We start from the raw sequence: 23,716 nt of genomic DNA, 5'->3' as shown, positions 1-23,716 counted from the left end.
GCGGGGCACGGTGGCATGGGGCCGGAGGTGGGGGATGGGCGCATGGTAGGCAAAGCGTTTTGGCAGGGCAATAGGCGAAATTGGCGCGAAAACTCGCTGTTTTACGTGCCGTAGCATGACGTTATCGATAAATTCTCAAAACCCGTCGACAACGTTGCGGCATCTCCGCCGTCACCCCTTACGAAAAAAATTTGTAACCGCCGTTGGACCCGTTCGTGACAAAGCGCGCAAGGCGCTCAGGACGCGTCGCGCCACGAAGGCGCGCGCTTCTCGAGGAACGAGCGCACGCCCTCGCGGCCCTCGTCCGAGGCGCGGATTTTCGCGATGCGATCAGCCGTATCGGCAATGGCCGCGTCGTCGATCGGCCGGCTCGCGAAGTCCTGCACGAGACGCTTGCACTCCTTCACCGCGTTCGGGCTGTTCTGCGCGAGCCCCTCGGCGAGCGCCTGTACGGTGGCGTCGAGTGCATCGGCCGCGACGACCTCGTGCACCAGGCCGTGGCGCTGCGCCGCGGCGGCCGTAAAGCGTTCGGCGGTGAGGAAGTAGCGCCGGGAGGCGGCTTCGCCCAGCGCGCGAATGACGTATGGGCCGATCGTCGCGGGAATCAGCCCCAGGCGCGCTTCGGACAGGCAGAAGTGCGCGGTGTCGACGGCCACCACGATGTCCGCCACAGCGGCCAGTCCCACGCCGCCGGCATAGGTGTCGCCCTGCACGCGGGCGATCACCGGCTTCGGGCAGCGGTAGATCGTGTTGAGCATGACGGCGAGCGTCATCGCGTCGGCGCGGTTCTCGGCGTCCGAGTACCCGGCCATCTTCTTCATCCAGTTCAGATCGGCGCCGGCGCAGAACGCCACGCCTTCGGCGGCGAGCACGATGGCGCGCACGTCGTCGTTGGCGCCGAGCGCGCGAAACGCGCCGGTCAGCTCTTCGATGACCGTTTCGTTGAACGCATTGCGCACGTCCGGGCGGTTGAGCGTGACGGTGGCGATGTGGTGCTCGACGCTGAGTTTGAGCGTATCGAGTTGCATGGCGGGAGTCCTCGTCGATTACATGCGGAACAGGCCGAAGCGCGTGTCCGGAATGGGCGCGTTGAGCGCGGCCGACAGCCCGAGGCCGAGCACCGTGCGCGTGTCGGCCGGGTCGATGACGCCGTCGTCCCACAGGCGGGCGCTCGCGTAATACGGATGGCCCTGGCGCTCGTACTGGTCGCGGATCGGCTGCTTGAAGGCGTCTTCCTCTTCGGCGCTCCATGCGCCGCCCTTGGCTTCGATGCCGTCGCGCTTGACGGTGGCGAGCACCGAGGCAGCCTGCTCGCCGCCCATCACCGAGATGCGGGCGTTCGGCCACATCCACAGAAAGCGCGGCGAATACGCCCGCCCGCACATGCCGTAATTGCCGGCGCCGAACGAGCCGCCGATGATGACCGTGAACTTCGGCACGTTCGCGGTGGCCACGGCCGTGACCATCTTCGCGCCGTGCTTGGCGATGCCCTCGTTCTCGTACTTGCGCCCGACCATGAAGCCGGTGATGTTCTGCAGGAAGATCAGCGGAATCTTGCGCTGGCAGCACAGTTCGATGAAGTGCGCGCCCTTTTGCGCCGACTCGGAGAACAGGATGCCGTTGTTCGCGACGATGCCGACCGGATAGCCCCACAGGTGCGCGAAGCCGCACACGAGCGTAGTGCCGTAGCGCGCCTTGAACTCGTCGAACTCGGAGCCGTCGACCAGGCGAGCGATCACCTCACGCACGTCGAACGGCTTTTTCGTGTCGGCCGGGATCACGCCGTAGAGCTCGCGCGCGTCGTACTTCGGCTCGACGGGCGGCCTGAGCGCCACCGTGGCAGGCTTGCGGCGGTTGAGGTTGGCCGCGATGCCGCGCGCGATCGACAGCGCGTGTGCGTCGTTCATCGCGAAGTGATCGGCCACGCCGGAAAGACGCGTATGGACATCGGCCCCGCCGAGATCCTCGGCGCTGACTTCCTCGCCGGTCGCGGCCTTCACCAGCGGCGGGCCGCCGAGGAAGATCGTGCCCTGCTCCTTCACGATGATCGACTCGTCGCTCATGGCCGGCACATAGGCGCCGCCGGCGGTGCACGACCCCATCACCACCGCGATCTGCGGAATGCCCTTGGCGGACATCTGCGCCTGGTTGTAGAAAATGCGGCCGAAGTGGTCGCGATCGGGAAACACGTCGTCCTGGTTCGGGAGGTTGGCGCCGCCCGAGTCGACCAGATAGATGCACGGCAGGTGGTTCTGCTCGGCGATCTCCTGCGCGCGCAGGTGCTTCTTGACGGTCATCGGGTAATACGTGCCGCCCTTGACCGTGGCGTCGTTGCACACGATCACGCACTCCTGGCCGGACACGCGCCCGATGCCCGTGATGATGCCGGCGCCCGGCGCGTCGTCGTGGTACATGCCGAACGCGGCAAGTTGCGAGAGTTCGAGAAACGGCGAACCCGGATCGAGCAGTTGCTGCACGCGCTCGCGCGGCAGCAGCTTGCCGCGGGCGACGTGCTTCTTGCGGGCGGCCTCACCGCCGCCACCGGCGAGTTGCGCGACCCGGGCGCGCAGGTCGTCGACCAGGGTCTGCATCGCGGCCGCGTTGCGTGCAAAGTCTTCGCCGCGCGGGTTGAGTTTGCTGTCGAGAATCGGCATGTGACGAAATCCGGTGGAAAGTGAGTTGTCGTTGAAAGCCTGAATACGGGAGTGCGACTACGGAAACACGGCGCGTGAGGAGCTCGAGGGCGCGAGGGGCGCGCGGGGACTCGGTGAGCGCCCGCCCGCGCCATCACCCGGTGCGTCGATCGCTCATTCGAGCAGATCGCCGTCGAGGTAGCGCCAGCGTCCGTCCTCCCCACGCTCGAAGCGGCTGCGCTCGTGCAGGCGATGGGCCCGGCCGCCGACCTTGTAGCGCGCGACGAATTCGACTTCGGCATGCGCGTCGTCGTGTTGCGCGTGTGCCTTGACCTGCAGGCCGAGCCACTGCGGGGCGTCGTCGAAGTCGAGCGAGGCCGGGCGCGTGCGGGCCGCCCAGGTGTCGAGCAGATACGGCGCGTCACGACGCACGTATGCGGTGTAGCGCGAGCGCATCAGCGCCAGCGCGCTCGGCGCGATGTCGCCGTGTTCCAGGTAGCGGCCACAGCAGTCCGCGAACGCGGGGCCGCCGCAGGGACACGCTTCGCGCTCGCAAGTTGTTGCGCGGGGTGCGCGCGACGAGTCGGGTCTTGCCATGTGTGTCTTGCCTTGTTGTCAGATCCTGCCGTTCTTCAGGCACGCTTCGACCTGGGCGAAGCGATCGAACCCCCAGAACGGTTCGCCGTCCACGATCACGAAAGGCGAGCCGAACACGCCGCGCGCCATCGCCAGATCGATCTCGGCCTTGAGGTGGTCCTTCGCAGCGGGCGAGTGCATGCCCGCGTCGAGCGCCGCGCCGTCGATGCCCAGGTTCTCGCCGAGCTTGACCAGCTCCGCCGGCTCGCCAATGTTCACGTCGTCGACGTATAGCGCGCGGAAGATCGACTTCGCGAATTCGGCCGACAGGTCGCCGCCGCGATGATCCTGCACCCACAGCACGGCGCGCTCGGCGCACTGCGTCGGAATGGGGAAGTGCGACGGTCGTTTGTACGCAATGCCGTGAAAGCGCGCCGTGCGCTCCACGTCGTGGCGCAGGTACTCGGTCTTGATCGGATGCTGCACCGGCGCGCCCGTGCCGTTTACCTTGTAGACGATGTCGAGCAGGATCGGATGCCACGCAACGCCGCGCCCGTGCTTCGAGGCGATCTCGTCGATGCAGGTGCTCGCAAAATACCCATACGGGGATGCGAAGTCGAAATAAAAGTCGATGGCGGACGTCATGTTGGCTCCGTGTCAGAGTGACGTGTCTGGCCCGCGAATCAAAAGATGCGGCGGTGCGGCTACAGCTTGTTATTCCGTCGATCGCCGGGCTTCATCGGCCCGAACGCTGCTCATTGTTCATTGCCCGTCGTTCGTTGCTCATTGCTTGCGGCTCACGTCCCGCTGCGCTCGATCCGCGTGGGTCGTGTCGCCGCCGCGCGCCCGCACGGCTCACCAGGCGAGTGCGCTGCCGTCGTAGTTGAAGAAGCCGCCGTTGTGAGTTGCGCGCTCGCCAGGTGCGCGGGCGAGCACGCGGCGCATGCCGGCCACGCTCGTCTGCACGTCGATGTCGGCGTTCTCGCCGCCCATGTCGGTGCGCACCCAACCCGGATGCAGGGCCACGCACGTCGCGCGCTGCGCCTCGAGCGAAGTCGCCCTGACCACCGAATTCACGGCGGTCTTGCTCGCGCGGTACAGCCAACTGCCGTTCGACTCCATCAATGCGATGCTGCCCATGCGGCTCGACAGGAACCCGAACGTGCCGCCAGCGGCCTCCACGAACGGCAGCACGAGGGGCGCGGCTTGCATGGCGCCGAGCACGTTCGTATGAAACACACGGTCGAACTCCGCTTGCGTGACGGGCGCGAGTCCCGTCGTGCGCTCGGCGTTCACGCCGGCGTTGTAGATCGCCACGTCGAGCGCCACGCCGTCGAGCTGCCACGGCAAGCCGGAGACGGACTCGATGCGCGTGACGTCGAGCTTGAGCGGTTCCGCGCCCTGCTCGCGCAGCGCGGCCAGACCGTTCTCGTTGCGGGCGGTGGCAATGACGCGCCAGCCCTGCGCGCGGTACTGGCGCACGAACTCCAGGCCGATGCCGCGCGACGCGCCGAGGATGAGAGCTGTTTTCATGACGGTTCGTCCTGTCCTGTGTGCGCCTGGCCCACGCGCATCAAACGAGCTCGACGGCCATCGCGGTGGCTTCGCCGCCGCCGATGCACAGGCTCGCCACGCCGCGCCTGCCGCCGGTCTTGCGCAGTGCGCCCAGGAGCGTGACGAGGATGCGCGCGCCCGAGGCGCCGATCGGATGGCCCAGCGCGCACGCGCCGCCGTGAATGTTCACCTTCTCGTGCGGCAGATTGAATTCGTGCATCGCCGCCATCGTGACAACTGCGAATGCTTCGTTGATTTCGTACAGATCGACGTCGTTGGACGACCAGCCCGTCTTCTCGAACAGCTTGCGCATGGCGCCGACCGGGGCCGTCGTGAACAGGCCGGGCTGCTGCGCGAACGTGCTGTGTCCGGCAATGCGCGCGAGCGGCGCGAGGCTCAGTCGTCTGGCGCGCGACTCGCGCATGAGCACGAGCGCGGCGGCGCCGTCGGAGATCGACGACGAGTTCGCGGCGGTGACCGTGCCGTCCTTGCGGAACGCGGCCTTGAGCGTGGGGATCTTTTCGGCGTTGGCCTTGAACGGTTGCTCGTCCTGCTCGACGACGGTGTCGCCCTTGCGGCCCGGCACCGTCACGGCCGTGATCTCCCACTGGAACGAGCCGTCCTTCGTGGCGCGCTGCGCGCGCTCGAGCGAGGCGATCGCGAAGGCGTCCTGCGCCTCGCGCGTGAAGGCGTAGCGTTCGGCGCAATCCTCGGCGAAGGTGCCCATCAGACGGCCCTTGTCGTAGGCGTCTTCCAGGCCGTCGAAGAACATGTGGTCGATGACCTGACCGTGGCCCATGCGCATGCCGGCGCGGGCCTTGGGCAGCAGGTATGGCGCGTTGCTCATGCTCTCCATGCCGCCGGCGACGATCACGTCGGCGCTGCCCGCGGCGAGCATGTCGTGGGCGAACATGGCGGCGCGCATGCCCGAGCCGCACATCTTGTTCACGGTGGTGGCGCCGGCGCCGAGCGGCAGCCCCGCACCGAGTGCCGCCTGGCGCGCGGGCGCCTGTCCCTGGCCGGCGGGCAGCACGCAGCCCATCACGACTTCGTCGACCTGCTCCGGCCCGAGGCCGGCGCGCTCGACGGCGGCGCGAATGGCGGCGGCGCCCAACTGCGGCGCGGCGACGTCGCCGAACACGCCCTGCAGGCCGCCCATCGGCGTGCGCGCAGCGGAAACGATAACGATCGGGTCTTGTTGCATGGCAGTCTCCTGTAATCGGTTGACGATGCCGGCGCGCCGTCGTCGGGACGGGCGCGCCGGCCTTGGAATTTCCAGTGCTTCAGTCCTCCGTCGTCCACGCGCGCTGCAGGAGTGTCCGGCCCGCCGCGGGGCCGGACCATGCCGGCAGGCTCAGGCGCGAGGCTGACGCAATTCGGCCATCGCGGCCACGCAGCGCTCATACACGCGCGGCAGGGCTTCGAGGCTGTTGACCGACATGCGCAGGTCGCGCACCAGGCCGTCGCGCAGGCCGTACACCCAGCCGTGCACCGTGACGGGCTGATGACGCGCCCAGGCGTCGCGCAATACCGTCGTGTGACAGATATTGACGACCTGCTCGATGGCGTTGAGCTCGCACAGCCGGTCGTGTCGGGCGTCGCGCGAGGGCAGCGCGTCGATCTGGTCGACGTGGCGTTCGTAGACGTCGCGCACATGACGCAGCCAGTTGTCGACGAGGCCCATCTTCGCGCCGTCGAGCGCGGCGCCCACGCCGCCGCAGCCGTAGTGGCCGACCACCATGATGTGGCGGACCTTCAGCACTTCGATGGCGAACTGCAAAACCGACAGGCAGTTCAGGTCGCTGTGCACCACCACGTTCGCAATATTGCGGTGCACGAACACCTCGCCCGGCGCGAGGCCGGTGATCTGGTTCGCGGGCACGCGCGAGTCGGAACAGCCGATCCACAGGTATTGCGGGGCTTGTTGCTTGGCCAGCCGCTCGAAAAACGCGGGATCTTCCGCGTTGACGCTGGCGACCCATGCGCGGTTGTTGTCGAGCAGATGGATGAGAGGTTGGTCTTTGTCTTCAGTCATGATCGTGTCATCCGGAGGCGGTGTCGTGCGCTGCGATGCGTGGTGCGCTCAGGCCGCCGCCGCGCGCGATCGCGCGGCATCCGCGGCATCCGCAGCATCCGCGGCGGCCGTGGCGCCGTGCCCGGCGCCGTAGCGGTTGACGAATCGAAGCGAGACATCATACGGATAGAAGTCGTGCATCTGTCCGGCTCGCACCCGGTCCTGATAGTCCTGCCACAGGCCCGGATCGAAGAAATCCGGATGATGCTGGCTCAGATAGCGCCGCACGCGCGCGTCTCCGGTCAGAAACGTCTCGAACGTCTGCGGAAACACGTCGTGCGGGCCTACACGGTACCAGACTTCACCCGACATCGCCTCTTCTTCGTTACGCGGTTCCGGCACCTTCCGGATGTGGCAATCCGTCAGATATTCCAGTTCGTCGTAATCGTAGAAGACCACGCGGCCATGGCGGGTCACGCCGAAATTCTTGTACAGCATGTCGCCCGGGAAGATGTTTGCCGCCATCAGCTCCTTTACCGCGTTGCCGTACTCGCGCATGGCGTGCTCGACCTGGGCGTCCGTGGCCGTCTGCAGCCACAGGTTGAGCGGCGTCATGCGGCGCTCGATGTAGCAGTGGCGAATCACCAGGGCGTCGCCATCGACCTCCAGCAGCGAGGGCACTTCGGCGCGCAACTGCGCGAGCAGGGCGTCGTCGAAGCGCGAGAGCGGAAAGGCCACGCTGGAGAATTCCAGCGTGTCGGCCATCCGGCCCACGCGATCATGCTGCTTGACCATCAGGTACTTGGCCTTCACCTGTTCGCGCGTTGTCTCCTTGGGCGGCGCGAAGCGCTCGCGAATCAGCTTGAAGACATACGGATACGAGGGCAGGGTGAATACCAGCATCACCAGCCCGGGAATGCCGGGCGCCATCACGAACTTGTCGCTCGAATGCTTCAGGTGATGCAGAAAATCGCGGTAAAACAGGTTCTTGCCATGCTTTTGCAGGCCGACCGAGGTGTAGATTTCCGCCTTCGGCTTGCCCGGCATGATCGTGCGCAGGAAATGCACGTAAGCCGACGGCACTTCCATGTCGACCATGAAATACGCGTGTGTGAAGCTGAAGATCACGCGCAACTGGTCGCGGCGCAGCAGCACGGCGTCGAGCGCGAGCTTGCCGTTCGCGTCGTGCATGATGGGGATGGCCAGCGGCGTGGTCTTGTCGCCGTTGACGATGCGCCCGACGATGTACGCCGCCTTGTTGCGAAAGAACAGCGACGAGAGCACGTGAATCTGGAAATTCGGCGCGGGCTCGAAGTCGGCGCCGAAGGCTTCGCCGAGGGCGCGCATTACATAGCCGACGTCGCGCGGCAGATCGGCGAAGGGGCGCGTGAGCTGGAAGTTCGTGACGATGCGCGCGAGCGTGGCGGCCATGCCGTCGTGCGTCGGGTAATAGACGCGGTACGTTGGCCTGGCCGCAGGCGCATCGTTCTCGATGTACTCCGTAGCCACGGCCGGGCGCACGAAGATGAAACGGTTGTTGAAATACGAACGGTGCAGGATCTTGCAGCACACCGAGTTGAAGAACGTCTCGGCAAGCTCCGGCTGGCGATGCTCGGTGAGCAGGCCAATGTAGTGCAGCTTGACCTGGCGCCAGACTTCGTCGTCGAGCGATTGCGCGTCGAATTCGTCCTCCAGCGTCACGATGCACTCGCGCACGCGCTCGTCGTAATAGGCGATGCGATCGCGCTGCAGCTTCTGGATGCCCATGAAGTCACCCGCCTCGAAACAGGCCTGCGCCGCGACACACACCTCGCGGAAGATGCGGTAATGCTTGTCGAAGCCGTCTAGCATCGTGCGGGCGACGTCGAAAGCAAACTGCGACGACAGGAGTTTCGGGAAGTGATTCATACCGGTCGTGACGGCCTGAGGGGCGCCGTGGCGCGCTTGCGTCGATTGTAGCGCCGCGCTCGGCGTCCGCAGGCCTGTCTCGTGTCTCGTAGGGGCTCGATTACATCGTTTCCGCGAACAGTTCCCGGCCGATCAGCATGCGGCGGATTTCCGAGGTGCCGGCGCCGATTTCGTAGAGTTTCGCATCGCGCCACAGGCGGCCGACCGGATACTCGTTGATGTAGCCGTTGCCGCCCAGGATCTGGATCGCCTCGCCGGCCATCCATGTAGCCTTCTCCGCCGTGTAGAGGATCACGCCGGCGCAGTCCTTGCGGACCTGACGAACGTGTTCGCTGCCCAGCGAGTCGAGCTGGCGGCCCACGGCATACAGATACGCGCGGCTCGCCTGCAGGATCGTGTACATGTCGGCCACCTTGCCCTGGATGAGCTGGAATTCGCCGATCGCCTGGCCGAACTGCTTGCGGTCGTGGATGTAGGGCACCACCACGTCCATGGCCGCCTGCATGATGCCGAGCGGGCCGCCCGCGAGCACGGCGCGCTCGTAGTCCAGGCCGCTCATGAGCACCTTTACGCCCCCGCCGACCTGGCCCAGCACGTTCTCTTCCGGCACTTCCACGTTCTCGAATACCAGTTCGCCCGTGTGCGAGCCGCGCATGCCGAGCTTGTCGAGCTTCTGGGCGACCGAAAAGCCCTTCATGCCCTTTTCCACGATGAAGGCCGTCATGCCGCGCGCGCCCGCTTCCGGGTCCGTCTTGCCGTAGACCACCAGCGTGTCGCAGTCCGGGCCGTTGGTGATCCACATCTTCGTGCCGTTGAGCACGTAGCGCTCGCCGCGCTTTTCCGCGCGCAGCTTCATGCTCACCACGTCCGAGCCGGCATTCGGCTCGCTCATGGCCAACGCGCCGACATGTTCGCCCGACACCAGCTTCGGCAGGTATTTCGCCTTTTGCGCGGCCGTGCCGTTGCGATGAATCTGGTTCACGCACAGGTTCGAATGCGCGCCGTAGGAAAGACCGATCGAGGCCGAGGCGCGCGAGATTTCCTCCATCGCCACCATGTGCGCGAGGTAGCCCATGTTCGCGCCACCGTATTCTTCCGAGACCGTCATGCCGAGCACGCCCAGCTCGCCCATCTTGCGCCAGAGGTCCATCGGGAACTGGTCGGTGCGATCCACTTCGGCGGCGCGCGGGGCGATTTCCTTCGCGGCGAAGTTCGCCACCGATTCGCGCAGCATGTCGAGGTCTTCGCCGAGCATGAAATTGAGGCCGGGCAACATAGTCATGACGCAGTCTCCAGAGGGCGGCGCGTGGCGTGGCGCCCGCGCGTATGTTCGATGATGAGGCGAAAAAGCGTTGCTTGCTTCGATGAATCCGGTGAACTCGCTGATTCGGGCGGCGCGCGGCGGCGCTTAGCGCGCGGGCGTCGCGCCCAGCACGAACAGCGTTTGTTGCATCAGCGCGCACAGCGTCCATTTGCCGTTGTCGATGGCGAACAGTTCGGCGGTGGTGACGATGAGCGTGCGTCCGGCCTTGACGACCTGGCCGCGCCCGACCAGTGTATCGCCCTTGCCGGGCGCGAGAATGTTGAGCTTGTACTCGGCGGTCACGAGCTCCTGCTCGGGCGAAATGCGCGTGTAGCCGGCGTAGCCGCCCGCCGAATCGGCAATGGCGCCGATGACGCCGCCGTGGAAGAAGCCGTGTTGCTGGTTGACCTTGTCGGAGAAGGGCAGCGAGATCTCGCAATGGCCGTCGGCCAGATGCGTGATGTGCGCGCCCCAATGCGTCATGACGCCCTGGCTGTCGAAGCTCGCGCGAATTTTCGCCGCGATGGCGTCATCGAGCGGTGCGGCATGAGAGACAGGGACGGTAACCATGGCGACAAAGTCCACAAAAACACGAGTGTCGAGATATTACTTTACGTTTACGTAAACGTAAAGTAAGGATTTTCCAGAGTACGAGAAACGAGAACGGGGCACCGGGGGGAGCGGGCCGCAAGCGACAAGGCGCCGACGAGCGCGGATTTGCGCCGGCCCCGGGCGTTGGCGTCGCCGCGGGAGCGGCTGTTGGGGGCGCGAAGCCGGCTGTGGCCTGCGGGTCGTGCGGTGCGATGCATGGGAGGCAGGAGGTGCCGGGTGCATCGGCCCGCCGGCCATCAGTGCGAAGGCGTGGTTGTCTTGCCGCGTCGAGACGGGGCGGGCGGCGGTGTCTCGCCGGCCGCCTCGAGCAGCGCGAGGCATTGGGCTTCGTGCTGAGACACCTCATCGAGCGTGGCATGCAGGTCTTCGAGTTGCTGCTCGAGCACTTGCCGGTGCTGCGACAGCGTCTCCAGAAACACCTTGAGCTGCGGCACCGTGTCCTTGGGCGACTCGTAGAGGTCAAGAATCGTCTTGATCTCGGAGAGCGTCAGCCCGAGGCGTTTGCCGCGCAACGTGAGCTTGAGCCGCGTGCGGTCCTGCCCCGTGTAGACGCGGTGACGGCCACCCGGACCCTCGCGGGCCGGCGTGAGCAGGCCCTGATCCTCGTAGAAGCGGATCGCGCGGGGCGTGATGTCGAACTCGCGCGCGAGATCGGTGATCGTGTATGTGAGCATCGGGTTAAGCGAGCGATTGAGCGAACGATTGAGCGGGCGATTGAGCGGGTGGTTAAGCGATCGGCTAAGCGGTCGGTTAGGCGATCAGTTAGGCCGGCGGTCCGGCAAGGGATTAAGCAGGTGCTTACCATTACAGATAGAATTGCCGTTTACGTTAGCGTCAACTCGACTCCTGTGCAATCGGTGTCGCCGCCAGCCCGAGCGCGCCGCCGCACCCACAAGAGAACAAGCCCATCTGGAGCGTGGTCCCCGTGAATGCCCTCGAACAACAACTGAATTACCCGCTTGGCGATTTTCTGCCCGACGGCGGCACCGTGCACGAAGTCGCCCCCGGCGTCTTCTGGGTGCGCATGCCGTTGCCGTTCGTGCTCGATCACATCAACCTGTGGCTGCTGCGCGACGAAATCGATGGCGTCAAAGGGTGGAGCGTGGTCGACTGCGGCATCACGCATGCGCAGATCAAAGCGTACTGGGAGCAGGTGTTCGACAACGCGCTCGGGGGAGAGCCCGTACTGCGCGTGATCGTCACGCACTGCCATCCCGATCACCTCGGCCTCGCGCACTGGATTTGCAACGGCGGCGACAAGCGGCGCTGGCAGGCACGTCTGGCGATGTCGCTGGGCGACTATGCCTGGGGACGGCTGATGTCCGCCGGCGACAACAACAATGCCGCCAATGCGGGCGGCGACTTCGCGGTCGCGCACTTCATTGCGCATGGTCTTGCCGACGAAGCCATGATCGACCAGATCCGCAATCGCAAGACGTACTTCAGCGACCTCGTGCCCGAAGTGCCATCGCGCTACTTCCGGTTGCGCGATGGCGACACGCTGCGCGTCGGCGGCAGCGACTGGCGCCTGATCGCGGGCTATGGGCATTCGCCCGAACACATGGCGCTGTACTCCGAGCAACACAACCTGCTCATCTCGGGCGACATGGTGTTGCCGCGCATTTCCACCAACGTCAGCGTGTTCGACATCGAGCCCGAGGCCAACTCGCTGCAGCTATTCCTCGACTCGCTCGGCGTCTATCTCGAATTGCCGGAGGACTGTCTCGTGCTGCCGTCGCATGGCCGTCCGTTTACCGGGCTGCACACGCGCATCCGCCAACTGCGCGATCACCACGCCGCGCGATTGCAGGAAGTGCGCGAGGCGTGTGGCCGGGCGCCGCAAAGCGCCGGCGACATCGTGCCGATCATGTTTCACCGCAAGCTCGACGCGCATCAGACCACCTTCGCCATGGGCGAGGCGCTCGCTCACCTGCATCTGCTCTGGCATGCCGGCGAACTCAGGCGTGAGCGCGACGAAAAGGGCGTCTGGCGATTCTCTCCCGCGTAACGGCGCGAAGCCATCAGACGAGACGCCGCCCCGGCGACGGATGTCCCCGGGGCGGCGTTCATTGCGCAGGCCTGCGCCGGTGTGAGCCGGCGCGTGGCTGGATGCGCGGAATGTGCGGAATGCGCGCGATAGGCGTTATGCGTGCTTTGCCGACACCGGCACGTGACGGCCGTCGCGACCAAGCAGGCCATACGTCAGCAGGCTGATGCCGACCGTGAGCAGGATGTAATACGCCGGAGCCAGCGGATCCTGCGTGGCCTTGATCAGATACGTGATCCAGAACGGCGCGAGGCCGCCGAACAGCATCACCGAAACGTTGTAGAGAATCGACACGCCCGTCGAGCGAACGCCCACGGGGAACACTTCCGTGACGGCCGTCGGGAACGCGCCCCACACGAAGCCCATGCAGATGGCCGGGAGAATTTGCGCGAGCAGCAGATTGCCCATCGAGGGCGCGCCGTGCAGACGCGTGAACATCCAGAACGACGTCAGACCGTAGAACAGCACGAACAGCAGAATCAGCGGCTTGCGGCCCACGCGGTCCGAAATCCAGCCCGTGAGCGGACACAGCACGGCGATGAGCATGGCGGCGATGAACGTCGACAGGCTCGCCGCGCCCTGCGTGAGGCCGAGCTGCTTGACCGCGTAGATCGGCGTGTAGATCAGTGTGACGTAGAACGACGTCGTTGCGGCGACCGTCAGACCGAAGCCGGCGATCAGCGAGCGATAGTGCTTCGAGAAGACGTCGGCGAGCGGCGTGCGCCGCGCGGGTTCGCGTGCCGCGGCATACGCGAGGAATTCGGGCGACTCCGTCATGCGACGGCGAATGTAGAAGCCCACCGGCCCGATGAGAATCCCGAACAGAAACGGCAGACGCCAGCCCCAAGATTCGAGCGCCTCCTTCGTCAGCCCCGTGTTGAGCGCGTAGGCGCACAAGCCCGCCAGCGCGACGGCCAACGCTTGCGAACACATCTGGAAACTGCCGTAGAAGCCGCGCAGATGCGGCGGCGAGAATTCGATCAGCATGGCCGTCGAGCCGCCGAACTCGCCGCCGGCCGAGAAGCCCTGGATCACGCGCGCGAGCAGAATCAGCAGCGGCGCGGCGAAACCGATCGTGGCGTAGGTGGGCGCGATGCCGATCAGGCCCGTGCCCAGCGCCATGAGCAGCACCATCATCGAGAGGGCCGACTTGCGCCCGGCATGGTCGGCGTACAGGCCGAACGCCAGGCCGCCGATCGGTCGGAAGAAGAACGCCACGCCGAGCGAGGCCACACTCGCGAGCAGCGAGTTCGTGTCGTTTTCGGCGGGGAAGAAGAGTTTTGCGATGACGACTGCGAAAAGACCGTAGACGGTGAAGTCGAACCACTCGAATGCATTGCCCAGCGTAGAACCGATCACGGCCTTACGTCGCAGCGCCGGATCGATGACCGGCGTGCTCGTGGGGGTTGCCTGCATGTGCCTCTCCTGTTGGGGCGCCGCCGTCGGATAGGGATGCAAAGGGTTGGCCGTCGGCATCCGTCCGCTCTGTGGCGGCAAGTCCGGTTTAACGTCGTGTGTACCTCTTTTCAGGTTACGGACTCACTCTAGCGCAGGTTCGCAATGCACCACAACGGGTCAATATTCCGCCCGCGGCCGGCGTTTCCGCGGCGCGGGAAATACCTGCCGGCCGCCGGCGAGGCGCACCTGCCGCGGCCAAACGGTTCCTACGGCTTGGGCGGCGCTGCGTCGCGTTTGCGCTCCGACACACGCGGCTTGCGCGGCGCCCGGGCGAACAGCATGTCGTAGAGCCAGCGCGGCAGGCGGCGCATCAGGCATGCGACGACGCCCATCTGCCACGGCAATACCACGAAACGCCTGCGGCGTGCGATCGCGCCGGCGGCCTTGCGCGCGAACTTGTCGGCGTCCATCAGAAACGGCATCGGGAACGGATTGCCATCCGTCATCGGCGTGCGGATGTAGCCCGGTGCAATCGTCACGACGGCGACCTTGTCGGCCCGCAACTCCACGCGCAGGCTCTCCAGGTACGTCATGGCGGCGGCCTTGGAGGCGCTGTACGCGCCATGCCCGGGCAGTCCGCGCACGCCCGCCACGCTGCCGATGCCCACGAGCGTGCCGCGCCTGCGCGCGCGCATGCCGGCGACGAACGGGCTGAACGTGGCGACCATCGCCATCCAGTTGGTGTCCATGACGGAGGCGAAATGCGGCAGATCGGCGGCGTCTTCGGTATGCACGCCGTGGCTGATGCCCGCGTTGGCGATCACGATGTCGGGCACGCCATGACGCGCGATGAAGTCCTCGGCGGCCGCGCGCAGCGCGAGCGCGTCGCGCACGTCGAGCGCGTAGCAATGCACGGCATGCGGGTGCGGCAGCGTGGCGGCGAGATCGGTGAGCCTGTCGCCACGCCGCCCGACCAGTCCGAGAATGGCGCCCTGCGCGGCGTAGTGGCGCGCGAGCGCCTCGCCCAGCCCGCTCGAGGCGCCGGTGATGAAAACCTTCGGTGATGTCGTATGTGTGGCCATATAACGCAAAAGCCCGGCCGGGGCCGGGCTTTGTGAGCGGCGAAGCTTACATCTTCTTCGCGCGGATCTGGTTGATGATCGAGTCGGCCGTCTTGAGCGCGGCGTCGAACGTCTGCTGCTCGGTCGTGGCCGGCTTGCCCGCCTTTTGCAGCGCCTCGCCCGAGGTGGCCGGCGAAACCAGGTACTTGCCCTGGATCGCAATCGTCGGCACGCCGTCGATCTTGTAGTTTTGCCACGTCTTGTTGGCGATGTCCACGGCGGATTCCTTGCGCATCATGGACGGCTTGCCGGCCGCGTCATAAGCGTTGCCGTAAGCCGTCTTGTCGATGCCGAACTGTGCGAGGAAGTCGGCTTGCGAGTCCTTGGTGAGCAGGTAGTTGTGCCTCACGTGGATTTCGTTGAAGACCTTCGGCGTGAGTTCGGCTTCCTTGCCCAGCGTGCTGAGCGCGATGAACATGCGCGTGTGCGGCTCGAAGCGGCTCTGGAAGGCGACCGGCACGCGCTTGAACACCACGTCCTTGCCCTGCTTCTTGACCCACGCTTCGAGCGACGGCTCGAGCGCACTGCAATGCGGGCAGCCGTACCAGAAGAACTCGGTGACTTCGATTTTGCCCGCGCCGGCCGAGAGCGGTTGTTGCGGAATCGTCAGGTAGTCGGTCCCCGCGACCGGTGCTTCGGGCGACGCCGAGGCCGCGCCGGAGAGGAAACCGAAAGAAATCAGAACGGCACCAAGAAGTTTTTTCATGATCGTTGTCGATGTGTGAAGCGCACGCGCCGGCCCCCGGCCTGGCTGCGTCCGCGTGAAACCAGATCCCGGATTCAGGCGCATTCGCCAGCGTGTATGACCGGCAATGCCCTGCCGGGTTCAACGCCCGGCATGCGCCGCAAACCCCATCGCATGATGCAGCGTTTTACGAATTTGTGCTGCGTGCGCAGTCTGTCGGCCCTGAAGCAAAAGGCGTTGCCCGTGTGGTGCAACGCCTTTTGCGTTTATTGCTTGGTGAAACGGATGACCGCCGTGTCGTATCCGCCGTCCTGCAGGCGCTGACGCACGTGGTTCATCTCGTCGAGCTTGCCATACGGTCCGAGACGCACGCGATACAGCGTGAGACCGTTGGCGTCGCGCTGCGTGACTTTCGCCTCGAAGCCCGAGAGGGCCAGCCTGGCGCGCAGTTGCTCGGCGTCGTTTTGCGACTTGAAGGCCCCGACCTGCAGGTAGTACCCGGTGTTGGCGTTGTCCGTGGCGCTCGCCGGCGGCGTGGTCGGCGGGGCGACGGGCACGGTCGACTTGCCGTTGAGGATGTCGGCCGGCGACGGCTTCGTCTGGGCCGGCTGCGAAGAGGGCGCGGGCGGTGCGGACGGGCTCGAGGCCGCGGGCGGCGTGACCGGCGTGCCCGGCACCAGCGGCGAGGTGGCCGCGTCCGGTGCGGCCGGCCCCGATGCGGCGCCAGGCAGCGGCGTGCGCGGCTGCAGCGACTTGTTCGGGTCCGGCGCCTGCGCGGCCGGCGAATTTTCGGCCGGGCGCGGCGGCGTCTTTTCGACGAACGGGGTTGGCGTCTTCGTGATGTAGAGCGCGACGACGACGGCAACGGCCAGCCCAACGATCAGGCCGAGCACGATGCCCAGGAAAGTACCGCCCCGCTGGCGGGGTGGTCGACGTGTGTTTGCCATCGAGTCGATTCCGTCCTTACAGAGTTCCGATGCGTTTGCCGTTCGGAGTGGGTGGAAAACTGGCTTACATCTTGGCCGGCGCGGAGACACCCAGCACGGCGAGGCCGTTGCGCAGCACCTGACGCGTGGCCGCGAGCAGCGCCAGACGCGCATGCTTGACGGTCTCGTCGTCGACCAGCACGCGATCGGCGTTGTAGAAAGAGTGGAACGCGCCCGCCAGGTCCCGCAGGTAGAAGGCCACGGCGTGCGGCGCCAACTCCTCGGCCGCGCGCGTGAGCATATCCGGATACTCGGCGAGCAGTTGCAGCAGCGCGAGCGCGCGTTCGCTGTCGAGCGGCGCGAGTTCGACGCTGGCCAGCCGTGCTTCGTCGCCGCCCCATTGCGTGAGGATCGAGCAGATGCGCGCATGCGCGTACTGCACGTAGTACACGGGGTTCTCGTCGTTCTGCTTGAGCGCGAGGTCCACGTCGAACACGAATTCCGTGTCGGCCTTGCGCGAAATCAGGAAGAAGCGCACCGCGTCGCGGCCGCGGCGCAGCGCGGCTTCTCGCTCGGCGGGGTCCGTCACCGGCGTCTCGGCCGTGATGCCGCCCGACCACTCGATCAGGTCGCGCACGGTCACGTAGCTGCCTGCGCGCTTGGAGATCTTCACCTCTTCGCCGTTGCGCATGACGGTGACCATCTTGTGCAGCACGTAGTCGGGATAGCCCTTCGGGATGCCGATGCCCAGCGCCTGAAGGCCGGCGCGCACGCGGGCGATGGTGCCGTGGTGGTCCGAGCCCTGCACGTTGATGACCTGATGGAAGCCGCGGTCCCACTTGCGCGTGTGATAGGCGACGTCGGGCACGAAGTACGTGTATGTGCCGTCGGACTTGCGCATCACGCGGTCCTTGTCGTCGCCGTAGTCGGTAGTGCGCAGCCACAGCGCGCCTTCCTGCTCGTAAGTCACGCCGGCGTCGACGAGCGCCTGTACCGTGCGCTCGACGCTGCCGTCGGCGTAGAGCGACGACTCGAGGTAGTACTGGTCGAAGATCACGCCGAAGGTCTGCAGGTCGATGTCCTGCTCGCGACGCAGATAGGCCACGGCGAACGCACGGATCGAGTCGATGTCCTCGATGTCGCCGCTGCCCGTGACGGGCTCGCCGTCGGAGGCCTGCACGGTCTTGCGAGCGAGGAAGTCCTGCGCGATGTCGCCGATGTAGTCGCCGTTGTACGCCGATTCCGGCCAGGCGGCGTCGCCCGGCTTGAGGCCGCGCGCGCGCGCCTGCACGGACGTGGCGAGCGTCTGGATCTGCACGCCGGCGTCGTTGTAGTAGAACTCGCGATGCACCGCACGGCCCTGCGTGGCAAGCAGGGCCGAGATCGTGTCGCCGAGCGCGGCCTGACGGCCGTGGCCCACGTGCAGCGGGCCGGTCGGGTTGGCCGAGACGAACTCGACGAGCACCGGGGCGGTGTCGCGGCCGGCGGCGCGTTGGCCGAAGGCGGCGCCCTCGGTCAGGACTGCGCGGGCCACCGATTGCTTGGCGGCGTTGGCCAGCCGCAGGTTGATGAAGCCGGGACCCGCGATCTCGACGGCATCGATGAGACCGCCGGCGCGGCTGTCGGCAAGGATCGCGTCGGCGATCTTCTGCGCCAGCTCGCGCGGATTGGCGCGCATCGGCTTGGCGAGTTGCATCGCCACGTTACAGGCCAGATCGCCGTGCGAGGCGACTTTCGGGCGTTCGAGCAGGATGGCCGGCGCGGCGGGCGCGGTGCCGTCCGTCGGCATCAGACCGGCGACGGCGTCGCCGATCAGCGCGACGAGAGCATTCTTTTGTGCGGGTAGCATTGGCGGGTGTTTCGGATGCGTCCGGACGCTGCCGGACGGGCAATTGAATCGTCAGCACCGGATTTTAACAGGTGTATGATGAAGTCACGGTGCCCGTCTTGCCCCTCATTGCGTGACGGCGGGGGCGAGCGGCGGTGATAACGCGAACAGGGAGACAACCATGTTGGTAACGTTCAAGTCCAAAGCCTCGCCCAATATCACCATGCTGGAAAACCTCGCGCAGTACCTGCTGGGCGTGGTCGGCAAGAGGCTCGGCGAGCGCGGCGCCATCGGCGAAGACGAAACGGCCGAAGCGATCGCGAAGCTCGAAGCCGCCATCGCGGAGGACAACGCCGCGGCCAGGAAGGAGAGCGAGGGCAAGAAGGCTGAGGAGCGCGACGAAGACGAGCGGCTGCGGCTGGCCCAGCGCGCCTACCCGCTGCTCGACATGCTGCGCGAAGCCCACAAGCAGAAAGTCGCCGTCATGTGGGAGACCTGAGGCAGCCGGGCCGACTTCGGGGGAGCGCCGCATCGCCGGACGCGCAGCGTCCGGGCCGCAGGCGACGCCGGTCGGGTCGCGCACGGGCGAGGCATTCGTCTGAGGCGTCCGTCTGACGCATCAAAAAAAGCAGGCCGCGTATCGCGTGCCTGCTTTTTCTTTGCGCGCCCCGGATGGCCGGCGCGGCGATCCGGGGCTAAGGGGGATGATGCGGGATGGGCTTACTGGGCCCGGCCCGGCGCGTTGTCCGGAGCGTTGGTGCCGCCGTTGCCCGTGTTGCCGTTGTTCGGGGTCTTCTTCGTGCTGTGACGCTGCTTCTGCGCCTTCGAGTTCGGGTGCGGGTCCGACGGCGTCATGGTCTGCGCGCTCGGGCTCGGCGCCTGAGGCGACGTCGGCGAGGCCTGGCTGGGCATCGGCGTCGACGGGTCCGTCGTGGTGCCCCCGCCAGGGCCCGCGGCGCCACCCCCTGCGGCACCACCACCCGCGGCGCCTTGGGCGAAACTCAGTGCGGAAGCACCGGCAAGGGTCAGGGCTGCAATCGAGGTAATCAGCTTCTTCATCAGATGGACTCCTTTTGCTTTGCGCTGCACACCGAAGGAACGACTATCGTGCAGGCATCACTTGCGTCAGTGAGATTCCAGTCTAAGAAGCCGCTTGCGGCGGTGCTGTAAGCCTTTGTAATGGATTGTAATTCGACTTCTTTTTAGTCGTCCGAGCGGCTTGACCAGAAGACCTGGTTCACGCCGGGCAGCGTTTCGAGATGGTCGGTGAGCGCATCGAGTTCGCCCGCCTTCACAGCCGTCGGCAACAGCAGCGCTTCGATTTCGACTTCCGCTTCCCCGAACGGATGAATATCGAGCGCACGCACCGGATAGTTCGACGCCTCGAGCCACGCCTCGACCTTGTCGAGCACTTCGCGTTGCGTGGCGCGCGCGCAGATGACGGACAGCGCATAGGTCGCCTCGGACGTTGCCTCGTTGATCGGTGCGCGATTGATGCGATTGACGACCGGACGCAGCAGCGTGTTCGCCGCGAGCACGAAGGCCGCCACCACACACGCCTCGACGATCAGGCTCGCGCCCGCGGCGGCTCCTACGGCCGCCGAGCCCCATAGCGTGGCGGCGGTGTTCAGGCCGCGCACCGAAGCGCCGTCCTTCATGATCGCGCCCGCGCCGAGGAAGCCGACGCCCGAGACCACGTATGCGATCACGCGCGTGTCGCCCGGCATGAGCCGCATCGACAGATCGACGAACGCCGCCGCGCCCACCGCCACGAGCACGTTGGTGCGCAGGCCCGCGGTGCGCTGGCGCACCTGCCGTTCCACGCCGATGATGGTGCCGAGCACGAATGCGACGAACAGCGACACGGCCGTGTTGAGCAGAGGGACGAGCTGGAAATTCTGAATGCTTTGCAGTGCGTGCATGGAACGTCTCGAAGTGAGCGAGCCGGCAGGCGGCCGAAGGCTTTCATGGGCGCGGGCGATTCCGATGTGCCCGGTGGGCCGGCGCCGGCCGGTCGGGCGGGACACTACGCTTCGCGCGCGACAGGGGCGTGACACCGGGCATGACATCGGGCATGACACGGGGCAGCGCGCAGCGCGCAGCGGGACGCAGGGCGATGGGCGCCGCCGTGTGCGAGCCGCCGACGTGCCGGCTACTGCGCCGCCACGTTGCCGTCGTGCCGCCTCAGCGGCCGACGCCGCCGCGATTATGGCATCCGGGCCGGTCGGGCGAAAGTCGCTCGCCCAACCGGGCGCCACTCAGGGACGATGCCCTCGCGTCACGACAGTTGCGGCGCGAGCAGACGTCGCGCCGTGGCTTCATCCACGCCCGTGCGTTCCATGAAGTCCTCGAGCTGATCGGGGCCGATCTTGCCGACGCTGAAATAGGTGCTGTCCGGATGCGAGAGATAGAAGCCCGACACGCTTGCCGCGGGCAGCATGGCAAGCGACTCGGTCACGCTCATGCCGATCTCGTGAGCCTGCAGGTAGTGGAACATCGGCCCTTTGACCGAGTGCTCCGGACAGGCCGGATAGCCGGGCGCCGGACGAATGCCGACGTACTGCTCCTTGATGAGCGCGTCGTTGTCGAGCTGCTCGTCGGCCGCGTAGCCCCAGAACTCGCGCCGCACGCGAGCGTGCATGCGCTCGGCGAACGCTTCGGCCAGGCGATCGGCCAGCGCCTTGAGCATGATCGCGCTGTAGTCGTCGTGATCGGCGAGAAAGCCGGCTTCCCTGGCCTCGACACCGAGCCCCGCCGTCACGGCGAACACGCCGATGTAGTCGGCCACGCCGCTGTCCTTCGGCGCGACGAAGTCGGCAAGCGACCGGTTCGGGCGACGCACGCCGTCCACCACCGGACGCTCGCTCTGCTGGCGCAGGTTATGCCACGTGAACGCGACTTCAGCGCGCGTCTCGTCAGTGTAGATCTCGATGTCGTCGTCGTTCACCACGTTCGCCGGCAGCAGCGCGATGACCCCGTTGGCGGTAAGCCAGCGGCCCTGGATCAGACGGTTGAGCATGGCGCGGCCGTCCGAGAACACGCGGCGCGCCGACTCGCCGACGATCTCGTCGTTGAGGATCGCGGGGTAAGGGCCGGCGAGGTCCCACGTCTGGAAGAACGGCCCCCAGTCGATGAATTCGGCAAGTTCGGCCAGATCGTAATTCTTGAAGACGCGGCGGCCGATGAACTTCGGCCTGGGCGGCACGTAGCTCGACCAGTCGACCTTGAACTTGTTCTCGCGCGCGGCAGCGAGCGAGACCATCGGCGTGGCCTTGCGGTTCGCGTGCTGCGCGCGCACGCGCTCGTAGTCCGCCTTCACCTCTTCGAGGTAGCGCGCCGCGCCCTCGTCCGAGAGCAGGTTCGAGGCGACCGATACGGAGCGCGAGGCGTCCGGTACATAGATCACGGGACCGTCGTAATTGGGCGCGATCTTCACGGCGGTGTGCACGCGCGAGGTTGTCGCGCCGCCGATGAGCAGGGGGATGTTGCGCAAACGGAAGTACTCGTCGCGCTGCATTTCCGAGGCGACGTAGGCCATCTCCTCGAGGCTCGGCGTGATGAGGCCCGACAGGCCGATGATGTCCGCGCCTTCTTCCTTCGCCTTGGCGAGTATCTCGGCGCACGGCACCATCACGCCCATGTTCACCACTTCGAAGTTGTTGCACTGGAGCACGACGGTCACGATGTTCTTGCCGATGTCGTGTACGTCGCCCTTGACCGTGGCGATCACGATCTTGCCCTTGGAGCGCACGTCTTCGCCGGCGGCGGCCATGCGCGCCTTTTCTTCCTCGATGAACGGCACGAGGTGCGCCACGGCCTGCTTCATCACGCGAGCGCTTTTCACCACTTGCGGCAGGAACATCTTGCCCGCGCCGAACAGGTCGCCCACGACGTTCATGCCGTCCATGAGCGGGCCTTCGATCACCTGGATCGGGCGACCGCCGGCGGCGGCAATCTTCTGACGCACTTCCTCGGTGTCTTCCACGATGAACGTGGTGATGCCGTGCACGAGCGCGTGCGTGAGCCGGGCCTCGACCGGCTGATTGCGCCACTCCAGGTTTTCTTCGCGCTTTTGCGCGCCGCCCTTGTAGCGGTCGGCGATCTCGAGCAGCCGCTCGGTGCTGTCCTCGCGCCGGTTGAGCACCACGTCTTCCACGCGCTCGCGCAGTTCGGGGTCGAGGTTTTCGTACACGCCGAGCTGGCCGGCATTGACGATGCCCATGTCCATGCCCGCCTGGATCGCGTGATACAGGAATACGGTGTGAATCGCTTCGCGCACGATGTCGTTGCCGCGAAACGAGAACGACACGTTCGACACGCCGCCGCTGATCTTCGCGCCGGGCAGGTTCGCCTTGATCCAGCGCGTGGCGTTGATGAAGTCGACCGCGTAGTTGTTGTGCTCTTCGATGCCCGTGGCGACCGCGAAGATGTTCGGATCGAAGATGATGTCCTCGGGCGGGAAGCCGACTTCGTCGACCAGCACGCGATAGCTGCGCTCGCAGATCTCGATCTTGCGCTGGTAGGTGTCGGCCTGACCCTGCTCGTCGAAGGCCATGACGACGGCGGCCGCGCCGTAACGGCGGATGCGTCTGGCGTGATGCACGAACGCTTCCTTGCCTTCCTTGAGCGAGATCGAGTTGACGATTGCCTTGCCCTGCACGCACTTCAGACCCGCCTCGATCACTTCCCACTTGGAAGAGTCGATCATGATCGGCACGCGCGCGATGTCGGGCTCCGAGGCGATCAGGTTCAGAAAGCGCACCATGGCGGCTTTCGAGTCGAGCATGGCCTCGTCCATGTTGACGTCGATGACCTGGGCGCCGTTTTCGACCTGCTGGCGGGCGACCGCCAGAGCTTCGTCGAACTGGCCGTTCAGGATCATGCGTGCGAACGCTTTCGAACCCGTGACGTTGGTGCGCTCACCGACGTTCACGAACAGCGTGCCCTCGCCGATGTTGAAGGGCTCGAGGCCGGACAGGCGCATTGGCTGCACTGGCGTTGCGAAGGGCGTTTGGCTCATGGGCGAATCCGTTCGGTGAGTGGCGCGGCGGTGTGGCGGCGCGCCGGGATTTCTGGCAATCGATCTTGTGGGGCGGGCTGCCCGGCCGCCC

At 66.2% G+C, this 23,716-nt stretch carries 21 protein-coding genes; 2 read left to right on the top strand and 19 right to left on the bottom strand.

Annotated elements, in window-relative coordinates; all coding sequences use genetic code 11:
• Positions 1 to 236: 236 nt before the first annotated feature.
• The 11 genes from PNO31109_RS02130 to PNO31109_RS02080 form a co-directional block, all read right to left on the bottom strand.
• Complete coding sequence (locus PNO31109_RS02130; protein ID WP_150553968.1) at positions 237 to 1,028, bottom strand: enoyl-CoA hydratase/isomerase family protein; 792 nt, start codon at positions 1,026 to 1,028, stop codon at positions 237 to 239.
• Between the two features lie 18 nt (positions 1,029 to 1,046).
• Positions 1,047 to 2,654 carry a carboxyl transferase domain-containing protein gene (locus tag PNO31109_RS02125; RefSeq protein WP_150553967.1) on the bottom strand — a complete coding sequence of 536 codons (1,608 nt, stop codon included), beginning with the start codon at positions 2,652 to 2,654 and terminating at the stop codon, positions 1,047 to 1,049.
• A 153-nt stretch (positions 2,655 to 2,807) separates the two neighbouring features.
• A complete protein-coding gene (locus tag PNO31109_RS02120) occupies positions 2,808 to 3,230 on the bottom strand; it encodes a YchJ family protein (protein WP_150553966.1) in 423 nt (140 codons plus the stop codon).
• An 18-nt stretch (positions 3,231 to 3,248) separates the two neighbouring features.
• On the bottom strand, positions 3,249 to 3,854 hold the full coding sequence (locus tag PNO31109_RS02115) for a 2-hydroxychromene-2-carboxylate isomerase (protein WP_150553965.1): 606 nt from the start codon (positions 3,852 to 3,854) through the stop codon (positions 3,249 to 3,251).
• A 210-nt stretch (positions 3,855 to 4,064) separates the two neighbouring features.
• Positions 4,065 to 4,742 carry an SDR family oxidoreductase gene (locus PNO31109_RS02110; protein WP_150553964.1) on the bottom strand — a complete coding sequence of 226 codons (678 nt, stop codon included), beginning with the start codon at positions 4,740 to 4,742 and terminating at the stop codon, positions 4,065 to 4,067.
• 40 nt (positions 4,743 to 4,782) lie between these two features.
• Positions 4,783 to 5,967 (bottom strand): acetyl-CoA C-acetyltransferase, encoded by a 1,185-nt coding sequence (locus PNO31109_RS02105; protein ID WP_150553963.1) that lies wholly within the window; start codon positions 5,965 to 5,967, stop codon positions 4,783 to 4,785.
• Positions 5,968 to 6,117: 150 nt separating this feature from the next.
• A complete protein-coding gene (gene can, locus PNO31109_RS02100) occupies positions 6,118 to 6,798 on the bottom strand; it encodes a carbonate dehydratase (protein ID WP_150553962.1) in 681 nt (226 codons plus the stop codon).
• A 48-nt stretch (positions 6,799 to 6,846) separates the two neighbouring features.
• Positions 6,847 to 8,685 carry a bifunctional isocitrate dehydrogenase kinase/phosphatase gene (aceK, locus tag PNO31109_RS02095; RefSeq protein ID WP_150553961.1) on the bottom strand — a complete coding sequence of 613 codons (1,839 nt, stop codon included), beginning with the start codon at positions 8,683 to 8,685 and terminating at the stop codon, positions 6,847 to 6,849.
• A 100-nt stretch (positions 8,686 to 8,785) separates the two neighbouring features.
• Positions 8,786 to 9,967 (bottom strand): isovaleryl-CoA dehydrogenase, encoded by a 1,182-nt coding sequence (locus PNO31109_RS02090; protein WP_150553960.1) that lies wholly within the window; start codon positions 9,965 to 9,967, stop codon positions 8,786 to 8,788.
• Between the two features lie 126 nt (positions 9,968 to 10,093).
• The gene (locus PNO31109_RS02085) at positions 10,094 to 10,558 is read right to left on the bottom strand and encodes a PaaI family thioesterase (protein WP_150553959.1); all 465 of its coding nucleotides are present in this window, start codon (positions 10,556 to 10,558) and stop codon (positions 10,094 to 10,096) included.
• Positions 10,559 to 10,836: 278 nt separating this feature from the next.
• Positions 10,837 to 11,274: a MerR family transcriptional regulator gene (locus PNO31109_RS02080; protein WP_150553958.1), complete on the bottom strand. Its 438-nt coding sequence runs from the start codon at positions 11,272 to 11,274 to the stop codon at positions 10,837 to 10,839.
• Positions 11,275 to 11,525: 251 nt separating this feature from the next.
• On the opposite strand from PNO31109_RS02080, the gene PNO31109_RS02075 reads away from it, so the two are divergent.
• The gene (locus tag PNO31109_RS02075) at positions 11,526 to 12,608 is read left to right on the top strand and encodes an MBL fold metallo-hydrolase (protein WP_150553957.1); all 1,083 of its coding nucleotides are present in this window, start codon (positions 11,526 to 11,528) and stop codon (positions 12,606 to 12,608) included.
• Positions 12,609 to 12,743: 135 nt separating this feature from the next.
• Here PNO31109_RS02075 and PNO31109_RS02070 read toward each other — a convergent pair whose 3' ends face one another.
• From PNO31109_RS02070 to argS, 5 genes are all read right to left on the bottom strand, one after another.
• Positions 12,744 to 14,063, bottom strand: coding sequence for an MFS transporter (locus tag PNO31109_RS02070; protein ID WP_150553956.1), 1,320 nt, complete (start codon positions 14,061 to 14,063; stop codon positions 12,744 to 12,746).
• A gap of 248 nt (positions 14,064 to 14,311) precedes the next feature.
• The gene (locus PNO31109_RS02065) at positions 14,312 to 15,127 is read right to left on the bottom strand and encodes an SDR family oxidoreductase (RefSeq protein WP_150553955.1); all 816 of its coding nucleotides are present in this window, start codon (positions 15,125 to 15,127) and stop codon (positions 14,312 to 14,314) included.
• A gap of 46 nt (positions 15,128 to 15,173) precedes the next feature.
• Positions 15,174 to 15,872: a thiol:disulfide interchange protein DsbA/DsbL gene (locus tag PNO31109_RS02060; RefSeq protein WP_150553954.1), complete on the bottom strand. Its 699-nt coding sequence runs from the start codon at positions 15,870 to 15,872 to the stop codon at positions 15,174 to 15,176.
• A gap of 245 nt (positions 15,873 to 16,117) precedes the next feature.
• The gene (locus tag PNO31109_RS02055; RefSeq protein WP_150553953.1) at positions 16,118 to 16,798 is read right to left on the bottom strand and encodes an SPOR domain-containing protein; all 681 of its coding nucleotides are present in this window, start codon (positions 16,796 to 16,798) and stop codon (positions 16,118 to 16,120) included.
• 64 nt (positions 16,799 to 16,862) lie between these two features.
• A complete protein-coding gene (gene argS / locus PNO31109_RS02050; protein WP_150553952.1) occupies positions 16,863 to 18,626 on the bottom strand; it encodes an arginine--tRNA ligase in 1,764 nt (587 codons plus the stop codon).
• Between the two features lie 160 nt (positions 18,627 to 18,786).
• Here argS and PNO31109_RS02045 point away from each other — a divergent pair, with 160 nt between their 5' ends.
• Positions 18,787 to 19,104, top strand: coding sequence for a DUF1840 domain-containing protein (locus tag PNO31109_RS02045; RefSeq protein ID WP_150553951.1), 318 nt, complete (start codon positions 18,787 to 18,789; stop codon positions 19,102 to 19,104).
• Between the two features lie 221 nt (positions 19,105 to 19,325).
• Here the strand turns inward: PNO31109_RS02045 and PNO31109_RS02040 are convergent, their stop codons facing one another.
• From PNO31109_RS02040 to metH, 3 genes are all read right to left on the bottom strand, one after another.
• Positions 19,326 to 19,664, bottom strand: a complete 339-nt coding sequence (locus tag PNO31109_RS02040; RefSeq protein WP_150553950.1) for a hypothetical protein — start codon at positions 19,662 to 19,664, stop codon at positions 19,326 to 19,328.
• Between the two features lie 143 nt (positions 19,665 to 19,807).
• Entirely contained in the window at positions 19,808 to 20,518 is a 711-nt protein-coding gene (locus PNO31109_RS02035) for an MgtC/SapB family protein (protein WP_150554170.1), read from the bottom strand.
• 365 nt (positions 20,519 to 20,883) lie between these two features.
• Complete coding sequence (gene metH, locus PNO31109_RS02030; protein ID WP_280525217.1) at positions 20,884 to 23,685, bottom strand: methionine synthase; 2,802 nt, start codon at positions 23,683 to 23,685, stop codon at positions 20,884 to 20,886.
• Between the last annotated feature and the right edge of the window lie 31 nt (positions 23,686 to 23,716).

It is taken from the genome of Pandoraea nosoerga, from assembly GCF_902459585.1.
Classification (GTDB): Bacteria; Pseudomonadota; Gammaproteobacteria; order Burkholderiales; family Burkholderiaceae; genus Pandoraea; species Pandoraea nosoerga.
Note: the sequence above shows the minus strand (reverse complement) of the source record. Positions and strands in the feature narration are given on the sequence as shown.